At 71.6% G+C, this 23,924-nt stretch carries 22 protein-coding genes; 13 read left to right on the top strand and 9 right to left on the bottom strand.

The features are described 5' to 3' along the window. Positions 1-51: 51 nt before the first annotated feature. A complete protein-coding gene (locus tag ACFXG1_RS25545) occupies positions 52-1,149 on the bottom strand; it encodes a mechanosensitive ion channel family protein (RefSeq protein ID WP_384723598.1) in 1,098 nt (365 codons plus the stop codon). Positions 1,150-1,172: 23 nt separating this feature from the next. Here ACFXG1_RS25545 and ACFXG1_RS25540 point away from each other — a divergent pair, with 23 nt between their 5' ends. Next, positions 1,173-1,763, top strand: coding sequence for a dienelactone hydrolase family protein (locus ACFXG1_RS25540; protein WP_384723601.1), 591 nt, complete (start codon positions 1,173-1,175; stop codon positions 1,761-1,763). Between the two features lie 138 nt (positions 1,764-1,901). Here the strand turns inward: ACFXG1_RS25540 and ACFXG1_RS25535 are convergent, their stop codons facing one another. The 3 genes from ACFXG1_RS25535 to ACFXG1_RS25525 all read right to left on the bottom strand — a co-directional run bounded on the left by ACFXG1_RS25535 (position 1,902) and on the right by ACFXG1_RS25525 (position 5,063). Further along, positions 1,902-2,723: a DsbA family protein gene (locus tag ACFXG1_RS25535; protein ID WP_384716711.1), complete on the bottom strand. Its 822-nt coding sequence runs from the start codon at positions 2,721-2,723 to the stop codon at positions 1,902-1,904. Positions 2,724-2,932: 209 nt separating this feature from the next. Beyond that, positions 2,933-3,622, bottom strand: a complete 690-nt coding sequence (locus ACFXG1_RS25530) for a hypothetical protein (protein WP_384716714.1) — start codon at positions 3,620-3,622, stop codon at positions 2,933-2,935. Positions 3,623-3,704: 82 nt separating this feature from the next. After that, complete coding sequence (locus tag ACFXG1_RS25525) at positions 3,705-5,063, bottom strand: DUF2252 domain-containing protein (RefSeq protein WP_384716708.1); 1,359 nt, start codon at positions 5,061-5,063, stop codon at positions 3,705-3,707. A 281-nt stretch (positions 5,064-5,344) separates the two neighbouring features. Between ACFXG1_RS25525 and dnaE the strand changes: the two genes are divergently transcribed. Next, positions 5,345-8,884: a DNA polymerase III subunit alpha gene (gene dnaE, locus ACFXG1_RS25520; protein WP_384716705.1), complete on the top strand. Its 3,540-nt coding sequence runs from the start codon at positions 5,345-5,347 to the stop codon at positions 8,882-8,884. A 192-nt stretch (positions 8,885-9,076) separates the two neighbouring features. Here the strand turns inward: dnaE and ACFXG1_RS25515 are convergent, their stop codons facing one another. Next, a complete protein-coding gene (locus ACFXG1_RS25515) occupies positions 9,077-9,253 on the bottom strand; it encodes a hypothetical protein (protein ID WP_384724009.1) in 177 nt (58 codons plus the stop codon). A gap of 268 nt (positions 9,254-9,521) precedes the next feature. Between ACFXG1_RS25515 and ACFXG1_RS25510 the strand changes: the two genes are divergently transcribed. From ACFXG1_RS25510 to ACFXG1_RS25495, 4 genes are all read left to right on the top strand, one after another. Further along, the gene (locus ACFXG1_RS25510; protein ID WP_384744683.1) at positions 9,522-10,823 is read left to right on the top strand and encodes an NYN domain-containing protein; all 1,302 of its coding nucleotides are present in this window, start codon (positions 9,522-9,524) and stop codon (positions 10,821-10,823) included. Positions 10,824-10,938: 115 nt separating this feature from the next. Then, a complete protein-coding gene (locus ACFXG1_RS25505) occupies positions 10,939-11,904 on the top strand; it encodes an ABC transporter ATP-binding protein (protein WP_384719680.1) in 966 nt (321 codons plus the stop codon). Then, entirely contained in the window at positions 11,901-12,743 is an 843-nt protein-coding gene (locus ACFXG1_RS25500; RefSeq protein ID WP_384719678.1) for an ABC transporter permease, read from the top strand. The genes ACFXG1_RS25505 and ACFXG1_RS25500 overlap by 4 nt, the downstream gene beginning before the upstream one ends. Positions 12,744-12,777: 34 nt before the next feature. Beyond that, positions 12,778-13,467 (top strand): ABC transporter permease, encoded by a 690-nt coding sequence (locus ACFXG1_RS25495; protein ID WP_384719676.1) that lies wholly within the window; start codon positions 12,778-12,780, stop codon positions 13,465-13,467. Positions 13,468-13,908: 441 nt separating this feature from the next. On the opposite strand, the gene ybaK is transcribed toward ACFXG1_RS25495, so the two are convergent. From ybaK to ACFXG1_RS25475, 4 genes are all read right to left on the bottom strand, one after another. Beyond that, complete coding sequence (ybaK, locus tag ACFXG1_RS25490; protein ID WP_384719674.1) at positions 13,909-14,418, bottom strand: Cys-tRNA(Pro) deacylase; 510 nt, start codon at positions 14,416-14,418, stop codon at positions 13,909-13,911. Positions 14,419-14,504: 86 nt separating this feature from the next. Next, positions 14,505-15,245, bottom strand: a complete 741-nt coding sequence (locus ACFXG1_RS25485; protein ID WP_384744680.1) for an LON peptidase substrate-binding domain-containing protein — start codon at positions 15,243-15,245, stop codon at positions 14,505-14,507. An 11-nt stretch (positions 15,246-15,256) separates the two neighbouring features. Further along, positions 15,257-16,294, bottom strand: coding sequence for a hypothetical protein (locus ACFXG1_RS25480; RefSeq protein WP_384719756.1), 1,038 nt, complete (start codon positions 16,292-16,294; stop codon positions 15,257-15,259). 494 nt (positions 16,295-16,788) lie between these two features. Continuing rightward, the gene (locus tag ACFXG1_RS25475; protein ID WP_384719760.1) at positions 16,789-18,330 is read right to left on the bottom strand and encodes an oxidoreductase; all 1,542 of its coding nucleotides are present in this window, start codon (positions 18,328-18,330) and stop codon (positions 16,789-16,791) included. 240 nt (positions 18,331-18,570) lie between these two features. Here ACFXG1_RS25475 and hisD point away from each other — a divergent pair, with 240 nt between their 5' ends. The 7 genes from hisD to hisF are packed head-to-tail and all read left to right on the top strand — an operon-like array spanning position 18,571 to position 23,892. After that, positions 18,571-19,893, top strand: coding sequence for a histidinol dehydrogenase (hisD, locus tag ACFXG1_RS25470; RefSeq protein ID WP_384744678.1), 1,323 nt, complete (start codon positions 18,571-18,573; stop codon positions 19,891-19,893). Beyond that, the gene (locus tag ACFXG1_RS25465; protein ID WP_384723135.1) at positions 19,890-21,029 is read left to right on the top strand and encodes a histidinol-phosphate transaminase; all 1,140 of its coding nucleotides are present in this window, start codon (positions 19,890-19,892) and stop codon (positions 21,027-21,029) included. Before hisD ends, ACFXG1_RS25465 begins: the two co-directional genes overlap by 4 nt. After that, positions 21,026-21,619: an imidazoleglycerol-phosphate dehydratase HisB gene (hisB, locus tag ACFXG1_RS25460; RefSeq protein ID WP_384723138.1), complete on the top strand. Its 594-nt coding sequence runs from the start codon at positions 21,026-21,028 to the stop codon at positions 21,617-21,619. The genes ACFXG1_RS25465 and hisB overlap by 4 nt, the downstream gene beginning before the upstream one ends. After that, a complete protein-coding gene (locus ACFXG1_RS25455) occupies positions 21,616-21,780 on the top strand; it encodes a hypothetical protein (protein WP_384744675.1) in 165 nt (54 codons plus the stop codon). The genes hisB and ACFXG1_RS25455 overlap by 4 nt, the downstream gene beginning before the upstream one ends. Continuing rightward, a complete protein-coding gene (gene hisH / locus ACFXG1_RS25450; RefSeq protein ID WP_384722877.1) occupies positions 21,777-22,415 on the top strand; it encodes an imidazole glycerol phosphate synthase subunit HisH in 639 nt (212 codons plus the stop codon). Before ACFXG1_RS25455 ends, hisH begins: the two co-directional genes overlap by 4 nt. After that, a complete protein-coding gene (gene priA, locus ACFXG1_RS25445; protein WP_384722880.1) occupies positions 22,412-23,140 on the top strand; it encodes a bifunctional 1-(5-phosphoribosyl)-5-((5-phosphoribosylamino)methylideneamino)imidazole-4-carboxamide isomerase/phosphoribosylanthranilate isomerase PriA in 729 nt (242 codons plus the stop codon). Before hisH ends, priA begins: the two co-directional genes overlap by 4 nt. Beyond that, on the top strand, positions 23,137-23,892 hold the full coding sequence (gene hisF / locus ACFXG1_RS25440; RefSeq protein WP_384722883.1) for an imidazole glycerol phosphate synthase subunit HisF: 756 nt from the start codon (positions 23,137-23,139) through the stop codon (positions 23,890-23,892). Before priA ends, hisF begins: the two co-directional genes overlap by 4 nt. Positions 23,893-23,924 lie beyond the last annotated feature (32 nt).

Raw genomic sequence — 23,924 nt, 5'->3', positions numbered from 1 at the left:
GGGTACGGAGCGTACGGCGCGGGCCCCGGGTCAGTGGCCTGGGCCCGGGCGTCAGTCCGGGACGCCGGGGCGCGGCGCGTTCCCGTCGTGGCGCTGGGGGCCGATGGCCGGGCGGTCCGGGGCGGGCACGGTGGCGATACGGGGGAGGGCGTACGGGTGGTGCGCGTACAGCCAGGCGATCATCCGTTCGCGGACCTCGCAGCGGATCGTCCACAGGTCGTCGGCGTCCTTGGCGGTCACCACGGCCCGCACCACGATCGTCGACGGGGTGGTGTCCGTGACCGTGAGCGACTGGTCGCGGCGGTCCCACGCCGGATGGCCGTCGAGGATCTCGGACAGCCGGTGCCGCATCGCGGCCACCGGTGCCGAGTGGTCCAGATGGAAGAAGACCGAACCGGTCATCTGGATCCCGCCGCGCGACCAGTTCTCGAACGGCTTGCTGGTGAAGTACGAGACCGGCATGGTGATCCGCCGCTCGTCCCAGGTCCGGACCGTCAGGGCGGTCAGGGTGATCTCCTCGACCACACCCCACTCCCCGTCCACGACCACGGTGTCCCCGATCCGGACCATGTCGCCGAAGGCGATCTGGAGCCCGGCGAAGAGATTGCCGAGGGTGGACTGCGCGGCGACACCGGCCACGATGCCCAGGACACCGGCCGATGCCAGCATCGAGGTGCCCACGGCCCGCATCGCCGGGAACGTCAGCAGCATCGCAGCGAAGGCGACCACACCGACCACGGCGATCACGACCCGCTGGATCAGGGTGACCTGGGTGCGGACCCGGCGGACCCGGGCCGCGTCGCCGGCCCCGGCCGCGTACCGCCGGTAGACGGACTCCACGACCGCGGTCGCGATCCGGACCACCAGCCAGGCCGATGCCCCGATCAGGACCAGGGTCAGCAGTTGGCCGATGCCGCGTTCGTGCCGTTCGACGATCCCGATACCGGTCTGCCGGTACGCGCCTCTCAGCAGCGCCGTACAGAGCACCACCTGGAGCGGCGGGCGGCCCCGGCGCAGCAGGCCCCACAGCGGGGTTTCGGGATGCCGGGCGTCGGCACGCCTCAGCAGCCGGTCGATCAGCCAGCCCACCAGCACGGTGAGGAGGACCGAACCGCCGATGACGATCAAAGGGCGTAGCGCGTTCTCCATGCAAGGACACGTAACCTGACCCGATGGACATCATGCTTTTTCATTCGGCTTACGGTCTGCGGCCCGCCGTGCGCGAGGCCGCCGCCCGCCTGGAGGAGGCGGGGCACCGGGTGTGGACCCCCGACCTGTACGAGGGGCGGTCGTTCGACACGGTCGAGGAGGGCATGGCCTTCAAGGAGGAGGTGGGGCGGGACGAGCTGCTGGCGCGTGCCGTGGTCGCCGCCGCACCGCACTCCGACTCCGGCCTGGTCTACATGGGCCTGTCGCTGGGCGCTTCCGTGGCGCAGAACCTGGCGTTCGGCGACGAGGAGGCGCGGGGGCTGATCCTGCTGCACGGCACGTCCGACCTCGCGCCGGACGCCACCGCCGACGAGCTGCCCGTCCAGCTCCACATCGCCGACCCGGACCCCTTCGAACCGCACGACTGGCAGACGGCCTGGTATCTGGGGATGGGCCGCGCGGGGGCCGATGTGGAGGTGCACCACTACCCCGGCGCCGGACACATCTATACGGACTCGGGCCTTCCGGACTATGACGAGGAGGCCGCGGAGCGTACCTGGCGTACCGTCCTGGCGTTCCTCGAAGAGCTGGCCGAGGCGGACGCCCGCGGCTGAGCGCCCCTCCGGCCGGGCGACGCGACGGTACGCCGCCGGACGCCCGCGGCCGAGACGGCCGTTCGAACGGCGACGGCCCCGGAAACACCTGGTTTCCGGGGCCGTCGCCGTTTCGAACGCGGGCCCGGGGGCCTCGGATCAGCTCGCGGCGCTCAGCGCCTTGTCGAGCGCCTTGTTGTAGTCGCCCGGCGTCATCGGCGCGCTCTTCGAGCCCTCGCCCGTGACCGCCTTGCCGTCCATCTTCAGCGTCGGCGTGCCCGAGACGCCGCTCTTCTCGAACTTGGCCGACATCTTCATCGCCCAGGCGTCGAAGGTGCCGTCCTTGACGTTCTTCTCGAACGTCGCGTTGTCCTTGAGCGCCGGGACCGAGTCCGCGACCTTCAACAGGTAGGAGTCCTTGGCGAAGTCGTCCTTGCTCTCCTCGGGGAAGAACTTCTTCGAGTAGAGGGCGCCCTTGAAGTCGGTGAACGCCTCCGGGCTGACGTCCAGCGCCGCGCCGAGCGCGCTCAGCGCGTTCTTGGAGCCCTCGCCGGAGGCCATGTTGTCGATGAAGGTCGCGCCGAAGTACTGGACCTTGTACTTGCCCGCGGCGACGTCCTTCTTCATGGTCTCGCCGATGCTCTGCTCGAACGCGGCACAGGCCGGGCAGCGGGAGTCCTCGTAGACCTCCAGCGTCTTCTTCGCCTCGGGCTTGCCGATGACCACGGTCGTACCGTTCTCGCCCGAGGTGTTCTTGGGCGCGGTGACGGTCTTGGCGTCCTTCGCGGCGTCCCAGCCGTCGGGCTTGTTGGCCTGCATCACGCCGTAGCCGATACCGCCGGCGAGCGCGAGGACCGCGACCGTCGAACCGGCGACGATCAACTGGCGGCGGAGCCGCTCCTTCTTGGCCTGACGCTCGCGCTCCACCCGGATCCGCTCGCGGGCCGCCGCCTTGTTGTTCTTGCTGTTCCGTGCGCTCATGCTGCATTCACTCCGTAAGGGGGACGTATCAATAAAAAGGGGGATAACAGGGTCAGGCCGAAGTCGAGGCCGAGGCCGGGACCGTGCGCGGGTAGCCGCGGTGACGGGTCCGGGTGCCCGGGTACGCGTGTACGGGTCCGGGTCCTGGTCCTGGTCCTGGTCCGGCCGGGGAAGCGGCGGGGCGCCGTGCCGTGGGGTAGCGGGGGCCGCTACGCGGCGAGCGCGAGAGCCGACGGGCGCGGGGGACCCCGCCGGCCGAGGGCGTGCACCAGGAGCAGGGTGCGGAAGGAGGCGTTCCGGGGCGCGGGGCGCGGTCCGCGCCGGGCCGGGCGGTGCGCGGCGGCCACCACGGCGACCACCAGCAGCAGCGGACGGAAGGCGGACGCCTCCACGGTCCTCGCCAGCTTGGCCAGCGCCGCCTCGCCGTGCCAGAGCCAGGCCGAGGCCAGCAGGCCCACCGCGATATGCACGGCGAGCAGCAGCCAGGGGGTGGCCGGGCCGGGGGCGGCGAGCAGGGAAGCGGTGGCACCGCCCGCCGCGGGCACGCCCGGCAACTGGGTGCCGAGCGTGCCGTCGCAGAGCACATCGAGCCCGAGGGCCCGCAGGGATCCGGTGACCGGTCCGCCGCTGGGGCCGTAACAGGCGCTCTGACTGCCGTTGAAGACCGTGTCGGCGGCCAGCTCCAGCGGTACCAGCAGACCGGCGATCCGCCAGAAGCCCCGCTCACGCCCCGACAGGGCGTACGAGACGGCGAAGACGCCCGCCGCGAGCCCGACGACGGTGAACCACGGCAGCGGGGCCCGGGAGAGCAGCACATGCGAAGCCGCGGACAGGGTCACGACCACCGCCGTGAAGACCGCCGCCCGCAGCAATCGCAGCCGCTTACCCGAAACGTCCATCGTCAGTGAGTGTGCCATGCCCGTGTGAAAGGACGCTTAAAAGCCCGGAGGGCCGTCACCCGGGGTGACGGGGGTGTCGCGCTCACAGTCCCGGTATCCGCCCGTTGCGGAAGAGGTCGACGAAGATCTGGTGGTCGCGGCGGGCCCGGTGGCCGTACTGATGTGCGAAGTCGACCAGCAGCTCCGGGAAGCCCTCCTCGTCCGCGGCGATCGCCGCGTCGATGGCCCGCTCGGTGGAGAACGGCACCAGGGAGTGGCCGCTCTCGTCGTCCGCGGCGCCGTGCATCGTCGCGGTGGCCCGGCCCAGGTCGGCGACGACCGCCGCGATCTCCGCCGGGTCGTCGATGTCCCCCCAGTCGAGGTCCACCGCGTACGGCGACACCTCGGCGACCAGCTGACCCGCGCCGTCCAGCTCGGTCCAGCCCAGCCACGGGTCGGCGTGGTCCTGGAGGGCGCGCTGGGAGATCACGGTGCGATGGCCCTCGTGGTGGAAGTACTTCCGCACGGCGGGGTCGGTGATGTGCCGCGAGACCGCCGGGGTCTGCGCCTGCTTCATATAGATCACGACATCGTTCTCCAGCGCGTCGCTGTTGCCCTCCAGCAGGATGTTGTACGAGGGCAGCCCGGCCGAGCCGATACCGATGCCGCGCCGTCCGACCACGTCCTTCACCCGGTACGAGTCGGGCCGGGCCAGGGACGCCTCCGGCAGCGTCTCCAGATAGCCGTCGAAGGCGGCCAGCACCTTGTAGCGGGTGGCCGCGTCCAGCTCGACCGAGCCGCCGCCGGCCGCGAAGCGCCGCTCGAAGTCCCGGATCTCGGTCATCGAGTCCAGCAGGGCGAAGCGGGTCAGGGACCGGGCGTCGCGCAGCGCGTCCAGCAGCGGGCCCTGAGCGGTGTCGAGGGTGAAGGGCGGCACCTCCTCGTCGCGCGCGCCGGCCGCCAGTGCGCTGATCCGCTCCCGGTAGGCGGCGGCGAAGATCCTCACCAGCTCGGTGATCTGCCGGTCGGCGAGCGCCTTGGTGTAGCCGATCAGCGCCAGGGACGCGGCGAGCCGCTTCAGATCCCAGGTGAAGGGGCCGACGTACGCCTCGTCGAAGTCGTTGACGTTGAAGATCAGCCGGCCGTTGGCGTCCATGTACGTACCGAAGTTCTCCGCGTGCAGATCGCCGTGGATCCACACCCGGCTGGTCCGCTCGTCCAGATACGGCCCGGCCGCGAAAGCGCCGTCGCCACGCCCGGCGTGCTCCCGCTCCAGGTCGTGGTAGAAGAGGCAGGCGGTGCCCCGGTAGAAGGCGAACGCCGAGGCGGCCATCTTCCGGAACTTGATCCGGAAGGCGGCCGGGTCGGCGGCCAGAAGCTCGCCGAAGGCCGTACCGAAGACGGTGAGGATCTCCTCACCGCGGGTCTCGGCCGTGATCTCGGCGGGATGCGGAACGGGCATCGCGGGGTGCCTCCTGCGGCAAAAGCGGAACGAAGGTCCCGGCTACGGGCGTCCGCCGTCCGGGACTGGTCTGTCGTCTCCTCCAACGCCCGGCGGGTCCCGGAGGTGCCCGCCCCGCGAGGTCCGGGAGACCTTTCGGGACGGTCCGGGCGGGGTGTGCGCCACCGCCCGCGGCTGTCGGTGCGGAGTCGTAGACTTCGACGCTGTCCCCCCGGACCCACCGCAGCCACCCCCTCTGCTCCCCTCTGCCCGTCGCCCCGCCGTCTCTGGAGGCCCCCGCCGTGACGAAGCCCCCCTTCACGCATCTGCACGTACACACGCAGTATTCGCTGCTGGACGGTGCGGCGCGGTTGAAGGACATGTTCGCCGCGTGCAATGAGATGGGGATGACCCATATCGCGATGACCGACCACGGGAATCTGCACGGGGCGTACGACTTCTTCCATACGGCGGTCAAGGCGGGGGTGACGCCGATCATCGGGATCGAGGCGTATGTCGCGCCGGAGTCGCGGCGGAACAAGCGGAAGATCCAGTGGGGTCAGCCGCATCAGAAGCGGGACGACGTCTCCGGTTCGGGTGGTTATACCCATAAGACGATCTGGGCGGCGAACTCCACCGGTCTGCACAATCTCTTCCGGCTCTCCTCCGACGCGTACAAGGAGGGATGGCTCCAGAAGTGGCCCCGGATGGACCGGGAGACGATTTCCCAGTGGTCGGAGGGGCTGATCGCCTCGACCGGGTGCCCTTCGGGCGAGTTGCAGACCCGGCTGCGGCTCGGGCAGGAGAAGGAGGCGCTCCAGGCCGCATCGGATTACCAGGACATCTTCGGGCGGGACCGGTATTTCCTGGAGTTGATGGATCACGGCATCGAGATCGAGCGCCGGGTGCGGGACGGGCTGCTGGAGATCGGGAAGAAGCTCGGGATCCCGCCGCTGGTGACGAACGACTCGCATTACACGTATATGCACGAGTCGACGGCGCACGACGCGCTGCTGTGTATTCAGACGGGTAAGAACCTGTCGGATCCGGACCGGTTCCGGTTCGACGGTACGGGTTATTACCTGAAGTCGACGGACGAGATGTACGCCATCGACTCGTCGGAGGCGTGGCAGGAGGGCTGCCGCAACACGCTGCTGGTGGCCGAGCAGATCGACACCACGGGCATGTTCCAGTCCCGCAACCTGATGCCCAGGTTCGACATCCCCGAGGGCTATACCGAGGTCACCTGGTTCCAGGCCGAGGTCCGTACCGGCATGGAGCGCCGGTTCCCGAACGGGGTTCCCGAGGACCGCGCCCGCCAGGCGGAGTACGAGATGTCGGTCATCATCGACATGGGCTTCCCCGGGTACTTCCTCGTCGTCGCCGACTTCATCATGTGGGCCAAGCGGAACGGTATCGCGGTGGGCCCCGGCCGCGGCTCCGCCGCCGGTTCGATCGTGGCGTACGCGATGGGGATCACCGACCTCGACCCGATCGAGCACGGGCTGATCTTCGAGCGGTTCCTCAACCCCGAGCGCATCTCGATGCCCGATGTCGACATCGACTTCGACGAGCGCCGGCGCGTCGAGGTCATCCGGTACGTGACCGAGAAGTACGGCGCCGACAAGGTCGCCATGATCGGCACCTACGGAAAGATCAAGGCGAAGAACGCGATCAAGGACTCGGCCCGGGTGCTGGGCTATCCGTACGCGATGGGCGACCGGCTCACCAAGGCCATGCCCGCCGACGTCCTCGGCAAGGGCATCGAACTCTCCGGCATCACCGACCCCTCGCACCCCCGTTACGGCGAGGCCGCCGAGATCCGCGGGATGTACGAGAACGAGCCGGATGTGAAGAAGGTGATCGACACCGCGCGGGGTGTGGAGGGCCTGGTCCGGCAGATGGGCGTGCACGCCGCCGGTGTGATCATGTCGAGTGAGCCGATCGTGGACCACGCGCCGGTCTGGGTCCGGCACACCGACGGCGTCACCATCACGCAGTGGGACTATCCGCAGTGCGAGTCGCTCGGCCTGCTGAAGATGGACTTCCTCGGGCTGCGCAACCTCACGATCATGGACGACGCCGTCAAGATGGTGAAGGCCAACAAGGGCGTCGAGCTGGACATGCTCTCCGTCCCGCTGGACGACCCGCCGACGTACGAACTCCTCTGCCGCGGTGACACGCTCGGCGTCTTCCAGTTCGACGGCGGTCCGATGCGGTCCCTGCTGCGGCTGATGAAGCCCGACAACTTCGAGGACATCTCCGCCGTCTCGGCCCTCTACCGGCCGGGCCCGATGGGAATGAACTCCCACACCAACTACGCCCTGCGGAAGAACAAGCAGCAGGAGATCACCCCCATCCACCCGGAGCTGGAGGAACCGCTCCGGGAGGTCCTCGACCTCACCCACGGCCTGATCGTCTACCAGGAGCAGGTCCAGAAGGCCGCCCAGATCATCGCGGGCTACTCGCTCGGCGAGGCCGACATCCTCCGCCGCGTGATGGGCAAGAAGAAGCCCGAGGAGCTGGCGAAGAACTTCACGATCTTCCAGACGGGCGCCCGGAAGAACGAGTACTCGGACGAGGCCATCCAGGCGCTCTGGGACGTGCTGGTCCCCTTCGCCGGATACGCCTTCAACAAGGCGCACTCGTCCGCGTACGGCCTGGTCACCTACTGGACGGCCTATCTCAAGGCGAACTATCCCGCCGAGTACATGGCCGCCCTGCTGACCTCGGTCAAGGACGACAAGGACAAGTCCGCGGTCTATCTCAACGAGTGCCGCCGGATGGGCATCAAGGTCCTGCCGCCCAATGTCAACGAGTCCCAGTCCAACTTCGCCGCCCAGGGCGACGACGTGATCCTCTTCGGCCTCTCCGCCGTCCGCAACGTCGGCACCAATGTCGTCGAGGCGATCATCCGCTGCCGCAAGGCCAAGGGGAAGTACAGCTCCTTCCCCGACTTCCTCGACAAGGTCGAGGCGGTCGTCTGCAACAAGCGGACCGTGGAGTCGCTGATCAAGGCCGGGGCCTTCGACGAGATGGGCCACACCCGCAAGAGCCTCGTCGCCCACCACGAGCCCATGATCGACAATGTGGTGGCGGTCAAGCGCAAGGAGGCCGAGGGGCAGTTCGACCTCTTCGGCGGGATGGGCGACGAGGGCGGTGACGAGCCCGGCTTCGGGCTCGACGTCGAGTTCTCCGACGTGGAGTGGGAGAAGGCGTACCTCCTCGCCCAGGAGCGCGAGATGCTCGGCCTCTACGTCTCCGACCACCCCCTGTTCGGGATCGAGCACGTCCTGTCCGACAAGTCGGACGCGGCGATCTCCCAGCTCACCGGCGGTGAGCACGCGGACGGCGCGGTCGTCACCATCGGCGGCATCATCTCCGGCCTCCAGCGGAAGATGACCAAGCAGGGCAACGCCTGGGCCATCGCCACCGTCGAGGACCTGGCCGGATCGCTGGAGTGCATGTTCTTCCCCGCCACCTACCAGCTGGTCTCCACCCAGCTCGTCGAGGACACCGTCGTCTTCGTCAAGGGCCGGCTCGACAAGCGCGAGGACGTCCCCCGGCTGGTCGCGATGGAGCTGATGGTCCCCGACCTCTCCAACGCGGGCACCAACGCCCCGGTGATCGTCACCATCCCGACCGTCAAGGTCACCCCGCCGATGGTCACCAGGCTGGGTGAGATCCTCGGCCACCACCGGGGGAACACCGAGGTACGGATCAAGCTCCAGGGGCCCCGCAGCACCACCGTGCTCCGGCTCGACCGGCACCGGGTGCAGCCCGATCCCGCGCTCTTCGGCGATCTGAAGGTCCTGCTCGGTCCGTCCTGCCTCGCGGGCTGACCCGCGCCGGCCCCCCCCCGGGACCCGCGCCGGACCCCCCGGACCCGCGCCGCCCCCCCCGGACCCGCGCCGGGAATCGACCGCGCATACGTCAGGGGCGCGCCCGTTCACACGGGCGCGCCCCTTTCGCGTACCTCCGCCGTGCCGGACCCGGACCGGGCCCGGCGGTACGGCGAACCGCGGGCGTCAGTGTCAGTTGTGGCCGAAACGCCGCTGGTGCTTGCGCGCGACGTCCGCCGGACTGCCCTGCGCCTGCGTCTGCGGCCGGTTCTGGGCCTCGTACGCCGTGGCCTTCGCCTGCTCCTGGTTCGGCGCGGGCTGCTCGGCGCGGCTCTGATGACGATCCTTGCGGTTCTTGTTCTTGGCCATGGGACTGCCTCCACATCGCGTTCCTCGGGGTGGGGCGGCTTGGGGCCCCTCGTGGGAACGCGACCAGACTCACATACAGGATTAACCGCCGCATTTTGGATCATTGCGGTGGGTAAGGGTGCCTTGTCAAGGGCCTGGACGCCGAGGTCCCCGGGGTTCCGCCACGCCGGAAGATCGAGTTCCGGCCGGTTGTGCCGATCCGTTCGGGCAGACTCGGGGAAGACCCGGAGTACGACACCGGGCCGGTCCCGGGGTTTTCCGAAAGAGGGTGGCGCGCGTGGACCGCTGTGTTGTGCTGGTGGACGCCGGGTATCTGCTGGGTGCCGCGGCCAGTCTGCTGGCGGGCGAACCGGCCCGCTCCCGGATCACGGTCGACCACACCGCCCTCATCCAGGGGTTGCGCGAACTCGCCGAGAGCGACACCGGACGCCCACTGCTCCGTATCTACTGGTTCGACGGCGCGCCCGACCGGGTCCCGCAACCCGAGCACCGGCGGTTGCGGGTGATGCCCCGGGTCACCGTCAGGCTCGGCGCGCTGACCCGCAGCGACGGTCGCTGGGCGCAGAAGGGCGTGGACGCGGCGATGCACGCCGAGCTGACCGAACTGGCCAGAAACCACGCCTGTTCCGACATCGTCCTGGTCACCGGGGACGGTGATCTGCTGCCCGGCCTGATGTCCGCGAAGGAACACGGCGTCGCCGTCCACCTGTGGGCCGTCCAGGCGGCGGGCGGCGACTACAACCAGTCCGAGGACCTGGTCGCCGAGGCGGACGAGCGACGGGTGCTGGACCGCAGCTGGATCACCGGGGCGGTCCGCGCCAGGGACCTCGGGGCGGTGCTCGCCCCGCCGCCCGCGCCCCGGCCCGAGATCGCCGCCATCCTCTCCGCGCCGCTGCCCGAGTCCGCGCTCGCCGCCGCCCAGGAGCGGGCGGCGGCCGGGGTCGCCGAGACCGTCGGACCCGGCGGTCCCGACGCCGCGCCCGCGACCGGCACCTCCGATACCCCCGCTACCTCTGCCACCTCTGCCACCTCCGATCCTTCCGATCCCTCCGGCATCCCCGTCGCCCCCGCGGCCAAGGGCGTCCCCACCCCCAAGGACCTGGCCGGGCTCCGCGGCCCCGGTGTCCAGCCGCCGCAGCCGCCCGGCTCCGCCACCCTGCGCTGGTCCTCCGACCGGGGGTGGATCGACCGGGCCGGCACCCTCGGGGAGCCGCCGGAGACCGCGTCGCTGCCCACCCTCGCCCAGCTCACCAGCGCCGAACAGCGCTGGGCCGACCGCGAGGAGGACATCACCACCGTCGGCGGCGACCCCTTCGAGGTCGGCCAGGTCTTCGCCCGCCGCTGGATGGAGCGCCTCCCCGAGAACGGCCACGTACAGAAGCTCTCCACGATGTACCCCCGGATCCCGCACCGGATCGACGGGGAACTGCTGCGGTACGCGGCCCGCTTCGGCCTGCTGGCGCACAAGGACGACCAGATCGACGAGCACGACCGCTATGCGATCCGGGCCGGCTTCTGGCGCGAGATCGACGTCCGGGCCGCGGCGGAACACGCCCCGGCCGTGGAGTAGACCCGTCCGGTCCCGCCGGGTCCGTCCGCCGCCGGACGGGCCCGCAGGGGGCACCCGGGCACGGCGGCGGGGCGGGGACCCCGTACTCTCGTACCTCGTGAGTACGGTGTGCGTGGTGCGGCGGCTGGTGAAGACGTACCCTGCCGTGCGTGCCCGCCGGGGCGTCCCCGCGATCCCCGAGGTGAGGGCCACCGACGGGATCAGCCTGGAGGTCACGGGCGGGGAGATCTTCGGACTCCTGGGGCCCAACGGGGCCGGGAAGTCCACCCTCGTCCGCCAGTTGACCGGCCTGATGCGACCCGACGCGGGCAGCGTCGAGGTCCTCGGCCACGATCTCGTACGCCACCCGGAACGCGCCGCCCGGCTCGTCGCCTACCTCGGCCAGGAATCCACCGCGCTCGACGAACTCACCGTCGCCCTCGCCGCCGAGACCACCGCACGACTGCGCGGCCTCGAACTGACCCGGGCCAGGGCCGAGCGCGACGCCGTACTCGAAGAACTCGGGCTCACCCCGCTCGCGGGCCGCGCCCTGAAGAAACTCTCCGGCGGGGAGCGCCGCCTCGCCTGCGTCGCCGCCGCGCTCGTCGGCGAGCGCCCCCTCCTCGTCCTCGACGAACCCACCACCGGGATGGACCCCGTCGCCCGCCGAGCCGTCTGGGCCGCCGTGAACCGGCGCCGGGCCGAGCACGGTACGACCGTCGTCCTGGTCACCCACAACGTCATCGAGGCGGAGACCGTGCTCGACCGGGTCGCCGTGCTCGAACGCGGCCGGGTCATCGCCTGCGACACGCCCGGCGGGCTCAAGGAGCGGATCGCGGGCGAGGTCCGGGTCGAGCTGGTGTGGCGGGAACGCGCGCCCCTGGACGTCCCCGAGGTCGCCGCCCTGCGCGCCTTCGCGCAGGAGTCCGGGCGGCGCTGGGTGCTCAGGCTGGCACCCGACGAGGCGCGCGCCGCCGTCGCGGCCGTCACGGGCGGCGCGGCCTTCGCGGCGCTCGACGACTTCACGCTCGCGACGCCCAGCCTGGAGGACGTGTACTTGGCGCTCGGGGGGAACGCGACGAAGGGGCTGGTCAAGGCGTGAGCATCGTGCCCGTGCAGGCGGTGTCCGGGCGGACCCGGACGACGGAGTCGGAACGGGCGGGCCCGGAGGCGGAAACGATCGCCCCGGCCCCGCTGGCGCCGCGGGCCCGGCTGCTGCCGTCGCTCGCGGCGGTCTACCGGGCCCAGCTCTCCCGGGCCCGGGTGGCCCGGATCCCGCTGCTGTTCGTGGCGACCTTCCAGTCCGTCGGGATCATGGTCCTGATGCGCGGGGTCGTGGACGGCGGCGCCGAGGCGCGGGCCGTCGTCGCCGGGTCCTCGGTCCTGGTCGTCGCCTTCGTGGCGCTCAATCTGCTCGCCCAGTACTTCGGCCAGCTCCGCGGCAGCGGGGGGCTCGACCACTACGCCACCCTGCCCGTGCCGCCCGCGGCCGTCGTCCTGGGCGCGGCCGGCGCGTACGCCTCCTTCACCGTGCCCGGTACGGTCGTCACCGCCGTCACCGGCAGTCTGCTGTTCGGTCTTCCGATGACCCACCTGTGGGTCCTGGTGGCCGTCGTACCGCTCGCCGGGGCGGCGCTCGCCGGGCTCGGCGCGGCCCTCGGACTGCTCGCGCCCCGGCCCGAACTCGCCACCCTCCTCGGCCAGCTCGGGATGTCCGCCGCGCTGCTGCTCGGGGTGCTGCCCGCGGCCCGGCTGCCGGAGCCGTTCGTCTACCTCCGCGATCTGATGCCCTCCACCTACGGTGTCGAGGCGCTCGCCCGCGCCTTCGACGCCCGGCCCGACTGGGCCGGTGTCGCCGTCGACCTGGGGATCTGCGCCGTCGTCGGTGTGGTGTCGCTCACCGTGGCGACCCTGGCGTATCGCCGGGCGGCCGTCCGGTGAGGCGCGTACGCCCCCGGCCTGGCACGATGGCGTGGTGACCGCACCGCTGACACCGCCGCACCGGCCGGATCCCGAGTCCGGCCGGGGCCCCGAGGACAACCCCTGGCGCGCACCGGAACCCGGCGAGCCGCCGGCGCCCACCGCCTGGCCGGGGTTCGAGCCGCCGGATCCGGCCGAGCGCGCGGCCGCGCGCCGAGCGGACCTGCGGGACTGCGCGGCCGTCCTGGTCGCGGTCACCGTCCTGGGGATCGGGCTCGGCCTGCTGTGGCTGTGGCTGGCCCCCCGGGTCCCGCTGATCTCCGACGGCAAGGCAGTCTTCCTCAAGAACTCCGAGGGCGAGGCCGCGATCGGCGCGGACGGAACGTTCGCCCTGCTCGGTCTGGCGTTCGGCGCGGTCAGCGCGGTGGCCGTCTTCCTCTACCGCAGGCACGGCGGCGTGCTGCTGGTCGTGGCCCTCGCCCTGGGCGGACTGCTGGGATCGGTCCTGGCCTGGCGGATCGGCCTCTGGTTCGGCCCGCTGGACGACGTGGCCGCCGCGGCGCGGAAGGCAGGCCCGGGTGTCACCTTCGACGGCCCGCTGGAGCTGCGGTCCTACGGCGCCCTGCTGACCTGGCCCCTCGCCGCGATGGTCGTCCACCTCGCCCTCACGGCCCTTTTCTCCCCGCGCGACCCGTCCCCGGCCGACCCTCCGGGACAGCACCCCTGGGGCCCGTCCAGCCGCTGACCCGGCGGGCGCCGCGCCCCGTCGCCCGGGGCGCGGCGGGGCGTCACGCGGGGCGACGGCCGTGGTTGGCCTTGCGGGTGCGCCATTTGCGCTTGCGGGTGCGTTTGGACACGGCGGACTCCTTCCCGGCTGCGGTTCGTCAGTACGGTCCTAGCCGACTCCACGACCGCCGTCGACCCCCTCGACGGTTTTTGGGGGCGCGGGGAACTGCGCGATCAGCCATGCACGGCGCGCGGCCGCCGGACTTCCGCACCCGGCAGGGCATCGGCGTCGTGGGGAACCCCGGCTTTCGCAGGTGCGGCCACGTGCGGGGTTTCTGGGGGCGCGGGGAACTGCGCGATCAGCCATGCACGGCGCGCGGACGCCCGACAACCCCACCCGGCAGGGCATCGGCGCCGTGGGGAACCCCGGCACCCGGCAGGGCATCGGTGCCCCCGGCTGCTACCCCCGCCCGATCGGGGCCAGGACCGCGCCCGTGAGGCCCGCCAGGTCGGTGGGCGAGAGTTCGACCTCCAGGCCCCGGCGGCCCGCCGAGACACAGATCGTGGCGTGGCCGGCGGCGGACGCGTCGATGACGGTCCGCAGGCGCTTGCGCTGGCCCAGCGGGGAGATCCCGCCCCGTACATAGCCGGTGGTGCGCTCCGCCGCCGCCGGGTCGGCCATCGCCGCCCGCTTGCCCCCGACCGCCGACGCGAGGGCCTTCAGGTCCAACTGGCCCGCCACGGGCACGACCGCCACGGTCAGTTCGCCGTCGACGTCGGCCACGAGGGTCTTGAAGACCCGGTCGGGGGAGACACCGAGCGCCTCCGCCGCCTCCTCGCCGTACGAGGGCGACGCCGGGTCGTGCTCGTACGCGTGCACGGTGTACGCGGTGCCCGCGGCCGTCAGGGCGACCGTCGCCGGGGTCCCGCCGCCCGCCTTCTGCTGCTTCTTGCCGTTCTTCTTCGCCACGGCGCAGGGTCTCCTCGCGCGGTCGCCGGCCGGTCCGCCGAGCGGGCCCCGGGCCGGGGGTGGGGGTGGGGCCGATCCGGTACGGATCAGTTGAGGCTGGTGGGCGCCCGGGTCAGATCGACGGCGGGTACCGAGGGCAGATGGCGGATGACGGCGGTCTCCGCCCGCAGCAGCCGCAGCTCGTCGCGCAGCCGCGCCGCCACGTCCGGCGCCTCCAGCAGCCGCTGCTTGGCGGGGGTGTCGAGAACGGCCGCCGCGGCGACCAGATACGACACCACGGACGGTTCGTCGGGCAGGTCCGCCGGGGTGGTCAGGGTCCGCTCGCGGGCGCCCGCGAGCCGTTTCTGATAGGTGCGGAAGGCCCGCAGCACCCCTTCGGCGAGCGCGCCCGCGCCGTCGCCTGCCTCCTCGGGGACGTCCTCCAGCTCGGCCGTGAGGAACGGCCCGTCGTCGCTGACGGAGAGCAGCCGGACCCGGGTCGTACCGGTGGCGAGTACCTCGAAGCTGCCGTCCTCGCGTTCGCGGATCGTCGCCGCGTCCGCGACACAGCCCATGGAGTGGAACGCCCGGATCGGGTCGTCGCCGAAGCCCGCGGCCGGGCCGCGTTCGGGCAGGCCGGTCGGGTCCGGCATCCCGGGCGCGGACGGTGCCACCTCGTGGCCGTCGCGGATCGCGACCACGGCGAAGCGGCGGGGCTGGGACTCGTCCGTCTTCAACAGTTCGCGCATCATGGCGCGATAACGCTCCTCGAAGACGTTCAAGGGCAGGACGAGCCCCGGGAACAGTACCGAGTTCAGCGGGAAGAGCGGCAGACGTGCGGTGGTCACGACCGACAAGACTAATGGGCCGCGGGCCGGTCCCGGTCTGTTCGGGTCCGCTGGGATGCCGTACGCAGGGGAGTCATCGACGCCAATCGGGCCCTGACCCCGTCCCGGTCCTGGAGGAACCGGCCCAGGGGATCGTCGGAGAAGTAGCTCCACGGAAACGAGGTGGCGTACGGCCCGATCAGCCGGAACTGCTCCAGCGCCGCCTCCCAGCGGCCCCGGCGCACCAGGACCGCGACCGTCAGATTGCGGACCTCCGCGGGGCCCGGCTGGGCGGCCGGACGTCCGGCGGAGAGCTCGATCGCGAGATCGGTGGCCCGGTCGATGCGGTCGGCGTGGACCGGGCTGTAGCCGCCGCTGATGAGCTGGGCGAAGGCGGCCCGGACCGGCAGTGCCTTGATGAGGGAGCCGGGCAGGGCGTCGTCGGCGGCCTTCTCGGCGAAGTCGAAGCACTCGCGGTGGGAGCCGTACCACTGGGCGGAGAGATAGCGCAGGGCGGCGACATGGCAGCCGTAGTGGTGCGAGGAGCGGCGTACGGCCTGCTCCCAGAGGGCTTCGAAGGCGGTGTGCGTGGCATGGGTGCCGCGTGCGTGGTCGAGGGCGATCCGCCACGGCACCGGGTCGCGCGGCGCGCAGTCGGCGGCGGCGTCGATCAGCGGGCCGATCTCCCGCAGCCGCTCGCCCCTGGCCGGGGAGTCCCAGGCCCGGCGGACCTCCAGTTCGGCCTTGACCACCAGGGCGTCCGGGTCGCGGGGGGTCTCGGCCAGCCAGCGGGCGAGCCAGTCGTCCCGGGCGTACGCGAAGGCGGCGAGCCGTCCCACATGGCGGTCCCGGCTCTCCCAGTCGGCCTCCGCCCTGGCCGCCGCCAGCAGCGCCGAAGCGGGCTCCCAGTCGCCCAGCGCGGCGGCCACCAAAGTGGGGGCGACGCGTGCGTCGGGAACGTCCAGCAGTACCGCGTCGTCGGGCGGCAACCCGTCCGAAAGTCGCGGGGTGTGGCGGATCACGCGTGCGGTGCGCAGCAGGGCGCGGAGCAATGGCATGGTGCGGACCATTGAAAAACCCGGCCCGGGACTTTGCCAGCGGAACGCTGTGAAGCTTTGGTGGCGGCCGAAAGGTTGTACTGCAACAGGGCAAGAGACCGTAAAGAGCGTAAAGAAAAGCGGTGGTTATGGGGGGACACGCTGGTGGTCCGGCCCGGATCGCCACCTCAGGAGACACTTTGTCCCCTTCTATCTCAAGGGCATCAAGGGCCTCTGCCATCACATCTGTCATCACAAACGCAACGATCGCGAGGGGCTCTTGTCGATCCTCCGCCGGGCCGCGGCCCGTGGGCGCGGACAGCAACCGCTTTCGGCCGACCCGCCGGGGCGCGGAAGTCGGCTCGTCCGGCCGAATCCCGTCGCTTCCCGCGAGCCCTCCGGAGTCTTCGCGCGCCCCCGGGAGCCACCGGGCCCCCGCGCGCCCGGAGTCCTGGTGAGCGCTCGGGAACCTCCGCGCGCCCCCGGGTACTTCCATGAGCCCCCGGCCGTCCCGGCGCGCCCCTGGGTCAGTTCCGGTTCAGCAGCCGGGTCGCGCCCGCCGCCACCGTGGTGGCGAGGATCCAGCCGAGCAGGATCAGACAGGCCGCGATCCACTGCCAGGTGCCTTCCAGCCGCCAGTAGCCGTCCTGACCGAGATTGATCACCGGGATCAGCAGATCCAGTGCGTACAGTGGCGGGTTGAAGTCCGGATGCTCGCCCGGCTTGATCGCCCGCGGCTCGCCCCGCGAGAACGCCACCGCCCCCGCCGCCCACACCACCGCCATCCACAGCGCCGCCCGGCCCGGGCGGTAGCCGTACGCCACGGTCAGATCCTGGATATGGCCCCACAACTTGCCCGCCAACGGCAGCGTCTCGCGCCGCCGCCGCTGTTTGGCCAGCAGGACCTCCCGCGCGTCGGCGTCCTCACCGCTGTTGCGCAGCACCGTCGCCAGCCGTTCGTACGGCTCCGGGGAGTATTCGGGGGTCGCCGACTCCACCCACGCCAGCCGCCTGGCGAGCGGGAACGAGTCGATCGGCACCAGGTTCTCGTAGACGAAACCGCCCATCGCCAGACCGCCGGGCCCCGGCCAGCTCGCCGCCAGGTCCACCAGCGTCACGACCTTGGCGCCATTGAGCACCACCCGGCCCTCCTCGGGCCGTTCCGCGTTGAACCGCAGCTCCGGGGTGACGACCCGGCGCAGCGACAGCTCCTCGCCCGGGTTCATCACCAGCCGGGCCCGGTGCAGATCGATCGCGTCGCCGAACCGGCCGTCGTCCAGCCGGACCCCGCCGTGGCACTCGAAGGGCTGGAGCCGGGTCCCGCGCCGGGCGCCGGTGTGGATCACCCCGTACGGGGGAGTACCGCTGGAGTCGCCCGTCGCGGCGCTCACCCAGGCGCCGGTCAGATACAGGGTCCGCTCCACACTCAGCTGCGGCGCGTTCAGCGCCCGCCGCTCGGCCGCCGCCCGCAGCCTGCTGCCCCGCAGACTCAGGGACACCCCGACCTTCGCGCCCCGCAGACTGAACTCGCCGTAGGTCTCGATCAACTCGGCCTGGAGGTCCTGGGCGACCGAGAGGCCGTCCGCGGTGATCGCCCGGCCGCGCCGGTCCGGCCGTACCCGGATCTGGTTGATCAGCAGATCGGTGCCGATCTGGGCGTCGGTGAGCCGGATGCCGTGTTCGACCCGGCAGCGCGGCAGATGGAGATCGCCCTCGGTACGCAGCCGGGCCGCCTCCAGCTTGGGAATGAGGCAGGCCACCATCCGCAAGGTGGTGACATGCGCCTCCGGCATCAGGATCTCACTGTCGAAGCGGCACGAATGCAGCTCCACATAGGGGCCGACTGTGCCGCCCGCCAGTTTGAGCGTGCCGGAGATCTGCACGCCGCGGAGCTTGAGCGCCGCGACCCGCCCGGGGCGCGGCGGCGGGCCGTCGAGGAGCAGCAGGGCGACGATATCGGCGCGGACCTGTCGCTCAGGACCCCAGGGATGCGGCGAGAAGGGGTCGTTCCGCAGGGGATCGGGATCGCTGAGATCGAAGGTGCTGCCGTTCCTGAAGGCGTTCCACATACGTAGCTCGGCCGGGCTCAGCCCGTCCGGCGGACCGTTGGCCGACGGCTCGGTCACTGCGCATCCCCCGTTCCTCGACGGCGTCGCGCGACTCCCGTACCCGGGTGCGTACAGCCGTTATTCCCGCTGAGTGACGGGGTGAACGCTAGTGGTCATGGATCACCCGTGAGTGCCACGGGCTGTGTATCAGCCAGTGATACGGGGAACGGCCCCGGTTCCGGGTCTGAGAGAATTGTCGTTGTGATCTCCCGAATCGATCTGCGCGGCGAAGCCCTCCCCGAGGGGGCCGCCCTGCGCGACCTGCTGCCCCGTGCCGAGTTCGACGTGGAAGCCGCCCTGGAGAAGGTGCGGCCCATCTGCGAGGACGTACGCCATCGCGGCACCGCGGCGCTGATCGAGTACGCGGAACGCTTCGACGGGGTCGTCCTGGAGCGGATCCGGGTGCCCGCCGCCGCCCTCACCGCGGCGCTGGAGGCCCTCGATCCCGCCGTGCGGGCCGCCCTGGAGGAGTCCGTCCGCCGGGCCAGGATCGTCCACCGGGCCCAGCGCCGTACGGACCACACCGTCCAGGTCGTCCCCGGCGGCACGGTCACCGAGAAGTGGGTCCCCGTCGAGCGGGTCGGGCTGTACGCGCCCGGCGGCCGGTCCGTCTACCCCTCCTCCGTGATCATGAACGTGGTGCCCGCGCAGGAGGCCGGAGTCGGGTCGATCGCGCTCGCGTCGCCGCCGCAGAAGGAACACGGCGGACTGCCGCACCCCACCATCCTCGCCGCCTGCGCCCTGCTCGGTGTGGACGAGGTGTACGCGGCGGGCGGCGCCCAGGCGGTCGCCATGTTCGCCTACGGCACCGACGAGTGCGCCCCCGCGAACATGGTCACCGGGCCCGGCAATATCTGGGTCGCCGCCGCCAAGCGCTACTTCACCGGCCGGATCGGGATCGACACCGAGGCCGGACCGACCGAGATCGCGGTCCTCGCCGACGCCGACGCCGACCCGGCGCACATCGCCGCCGACCTGATCAGCCAGGCCGAGCACGACCCGCTGGCCGCCGCCGTTCTGGTCACCGACTCCGCCGAACTCGCCGAAGCGGTCGAGCGGGAGCTGAAGCCGCAGGTCGCCGCCGCCCGGCACGCCGACGAACGGATCGTGCCCGCCCTCGGCGGCCGGCAGTCCGCGATCGTCCTCGTCGACGGTGTCGACGAGGGCCTGCGGGTCGTCGACGCGTACGGCGCCGAACACCTGGAGATCCAGACCGCCGACGCCGCCGCCGTCGCCGACCGGGTAAGGAACGCGGGCGCGATCTTCGTCGGCCCCTGGTCGCCGGTCTCCCTCGGCGACTACGCCGCGGGCTCCAACCACGTCCTGCCCACCGGCGGCTGCGCCTGCCACTCCTCCGGGCTCTCCGTCCAGTCCTTCCTGCGCGGCATCCACGTCGTGGACTACACCCGCGACGCCCTCGCCGAGGTCACCCACCACGTGGTCACCCTCGCCGAGGCCGAGGACCTGCCCGCCCACGGCGCCGCCCTCAAGGCCCGTTTCGGCTGGAAGGTGCCGGGCCAGTGACCGACCCGACCACCCCGCGACGCGTGCGGATCGACGATCTGCCGATCCGCGACGAGCTGCGCGGCAAGTCCCCGTACGGCGCCCCCCAGCTCGACGTCCCGGTCCAGCTCAACACCAACGAGAACCCCTATCCGCTCCCCGAGCCGCTGGTCGAGCGGATCGCCGAACGGGTCCGGGAGGCCGCGCGCGGCCTCAACCGCTACCCGGACCGGGACGCGGTCGAGCTGCGGACCCGGCTCGCGGAGTATCTGAGCCGGACCGCCGGCCACCATGTCACCACCGGCCAGGTCTGGGCCGCCAACGGCTCCAACGAGGTCATCCAGCAGCTGCTGCAGACCTTCGGCGGGCCGGGCCGTACCGCGATCGGCTTCGAACCGTCGTACTCGATGCACGGGCTGATCTCCCGGGGCACCGGCACCGCCTGGCTCTCCGGCCCCCGCAACGACGACTTCACGATCGACATCGACGCCGCCCGCCGGGCCGTCGCCGAGCACCGGCCCGATGTGGTCTTCATCACCTCCCCCAACAATCCCACCGGTACGGCCGTCGCCGCGGAGACCGTGCTGGCGCTCTACGAGGCCGCCCAGGCGGCCCGGCCGTCCCTGGTCGTGGTGGACGAGGCGTACGTCGAGTTCAGCCACCGCCCCAGCCTGCTGCCGCTGATCGAGGGCCGGCCGAACCTGGTGGTCTCCCGGACCATGTCCAAGGCGTTCGGCGCCGCCGGGCTCCGGCTCGGCTATCTCGCCGCCGACCCGGCCGTCGTCGACGCGGTCCAGCTGGTCCGGCTGCCGTACCACCTCTCCGCCGTCACCCAGGCCACCGCCCTCGCGGCGCTGGAGTACACCGATACCCTGCTCGGGTACGTCGAGCAGCTCAAGACCGAGCGTGACCGCCTGGTCACCGAGTTGCGTGCCATCGGCTACGAGGTCACCGAGTCCGACGCCAACTTCGTCCAGTTCGGACGATTCGACGGCGCGGCCGGGGCGCACGAAGCGTGGAGCCGGATCCTCGACCGGGGAGTCCTCGTCCGCGACAACGGCGTCCCGGGCTGGCTGCGGGTCACCGCGGGCACCCCCGCCGAGAACGACGCGTTCCTCGACGCCGCCGCTGAGTTGAAGAAGGAGCAGAGCACATGAGCCGCGTTGGGCGGGTCGAACGCACCACCAAGGAGACGGCCGTCGCCGTCGAGATCGATCTCGACGGCACCGGAAAGACCGATGTGTCGACCGGGGTCGGCTTCTACGACCATATGCTCGACCAGCTCGGCCGGCACGGACTCTTCGACCTGACGGTCAAGACCGAGGGCGATCTGCACATCGACACCCACCACACCATCGAGGACACCGCCCTCGCGCTCGGCGCCGCCTTCAAGCAGGCCCTGGGCGACAAGGTCGGCATCTACCGGTTCGGCAACTGCACCGTCCCGCTCGACGAGTCCCTCGCCCAGGTCACCGTCGACCTCTCCGGCCGCCCGTACCTCGTACACACCGAGCCGGAGAACATGGCGCCCATGATCGGCGCCTACGACACGACGATGACCCGGCACATCTTCGAGTCCTTCGTCGCCCAGGCGCAGATCGCCCTGCACATCCACGTGCCCTACGGCCGCAACGCCCACCACATCGTCGAGTGCCAGTTCAAGGCGCTCGCCCGGGCCCTGCGCTACGCCTCCGAGCGCGACCCGCGCGCCGCCGGAATCCTCCCCTCCACGAAGGGGGCCCTGTGAACACCCTCTCCACCATCCTGATCGTGGTCGGGCTCTTCTTCCTCGGCGGTGTGTACTCCTTCGCCAAGCAGGGCCTCCCCAAGGGCGTCGTCGTCCTGCTGTCCATCGCCGCGGGCATGGCCCTGACCGCGGGCGTCCTCCGGCTGGGCGTGTGGTCATGAGCGCCAAATCGGTGGTCGTCTTCGACTACGGCTTCGGCAACGTCCGCTCCGCCGAGCGGGCCCTGGCCCGGGTCGGCGCCGATGTCGAGATAACCCGCGACTTCGACCGCGCCATGAACGCCGACGGGCTCCTCGTGCCCGGTGTGGGCGCCTTCTCCGCCTGTATGGACGGACTGCGCGCCGCCCGCGGCGACTGGATCGTCGGCCGCCGCCTCTCCGGCGGCCGGCCCGTCCTCGGCATCTGCGTCGGCATGCAGATCCTCTTCGCCCGGGGCATCGAACACGGCGTGGAGACCGAGGGGCTCGACGAATGGCCCGGCACGGTCGGCCCGCTGAAGGCGCCCGTCGTCCCCCACATGGGCTGGAACACCGTCGACGCGCCCGGGGACAGCGCCCTGTTCGCCGGAGTCGACCCGGAAGAACGCTTCTACTTCGTGCACTCGTACGCCGTGCACGACTGGGAGCTGGAGATCACCAACGCCGCGATCCGCCCCCCGCACATCACCTGGGCCACCCACGGCGAGCGCTTCGTCGCCGCCGTGGAGAACAGCGCCCTGTGGGCGACGCAGTTCCACCCCGAGAAGTCCGGCGACGCCGGCGCCCAGCTGCTGACCAACTGGATCGGAACACTGTGACCACGCTCGAACTCCTCCCCGCCGTCGACGTCCGCGACGGACAGGCCGTACGCCTCGTCCACGGCGAGTCCGGCTCCGAGACCTCGTACGGCTCCCCCCTGGAGGCGGCCCTCACCTGGCAGCGCTCCGGCGCCGAGTGGCTCCACCTGGTCGACCTGGACGCCGCGTTCGGCACCGGCGACAACCGGGCCGTGATCGCCGAGGTCACGAGCGCCATGGACATCAAGGTCGAACTGTCCGGCGGAATCCGCGACGACGCGTCGCTGGCCGCCGCGCTCGCCACCGGCTGTACCCGGGTCAACCTGGGCACCGCGGCGCTGGAGACCCCCGAGTGGGTCGCCAAGGTCATCGCCGAGTACGGCGACCGGATCGCCGTCGGACTCGATGTCCGCGGCACCACCCTCCGGGGCCGCGGCTGGACCCGCGACGGCGGCGATCTGTACGAGACCCTCGCCCGGCTCGACTCCGAGGGCTGCGCCCGCTACGTCGTCACCGACATCGCCAAGGACGGCACCCTCCAGGGCCCCAACCTGGAGCTGCTCGCCAACGTCTGCGCCGCCACCGACAAGCCCGTCGTCGCCTCCGGCGGCGTCTCGTCCCTCGACGACCTGAGGGCCATCGCCGGACTCGTGCCCCGGGGCGTCGAGGGCGCGATCGTCGGCAAGGCGCTCTACGCCGAGGCGTTCACGCTGGAGGACGCCCTCGTGGCGGTGGCCTCCGTATGACGCTCGCCGTACGGGTCATCCCCTGCCTCGACGTCGACAACGGGCGGGTCGTCAAGGGCGTCAACTTCCGGAACCTGCGGGACGCGGGCGACCCTGTCGAGATGGCCAAGCTGTACGACGCCGAAGGCGCCGACGAGCTGACCTTCCTCGACATCACCGCCTCGTCCGGCAACCGTGAGACCACCTACGACGTGGTGCGCCGCACCGCCGAGCAGGTCTTCATCCCGCTCACCGTCGGCGGCGGGGTCCGCTCCGCCGACGATGTGGACCGGCTGCTGCGCGCGGGCGCCGACAAGGTCGGCGTCAACACCGCGGCCATCGCCAGGCCCGAGCTGATCCGGGAGATCGCGGAGCGCTTCGGCCGCCAGGTGCTGGTGCTCTCCGTGGACGCCCGTCGCACCCCCGGGGGCTCCTTCGAGGTCACCACCCACGGCGGGCGCCGGGGCACCGGGACCGACGCGGTCGAGTGGGCGCACCGGGCCGCCGAGCTGGGCGCGGGCGAGATCCTGCTCAACTCGATGGACGCCGACGGCACCAAGGACGGCTACGACACCGAGATGATCGCGGCCGTCCGGAAGCACGTCACGGTCCCGGTGATCGCCAGCGGTGGCGCGGGCCGTCTCGCGGACTTCGCGCCCGCGATCGACGCTGGCGCCGACGCGGTCCTCGCGGCCTCCGTCTTCCACTTCGGCGACCTCCGGATCTCCGAAGTCAAGACGGCCCTCCGCGAGACGGGCCACCCGGTCCGCTGACGCTTCCCCTCCCGGGGGGTGGGCCGACAACC

This window comes from Streptomyces sp. NPDC059248, assembly GCF_042753905.1.
In the GTDB taxonomy this organism is placed as follows: Bacteria; Actinomycetota; Actinomycetes; order Streptomycetales; family Streptomycetaceae; genus Streptomyces.
Note: the sequence above shows the minus strand (reverse complement) of the source record. Positions and strands in the feature narration are given on the sequence as shown.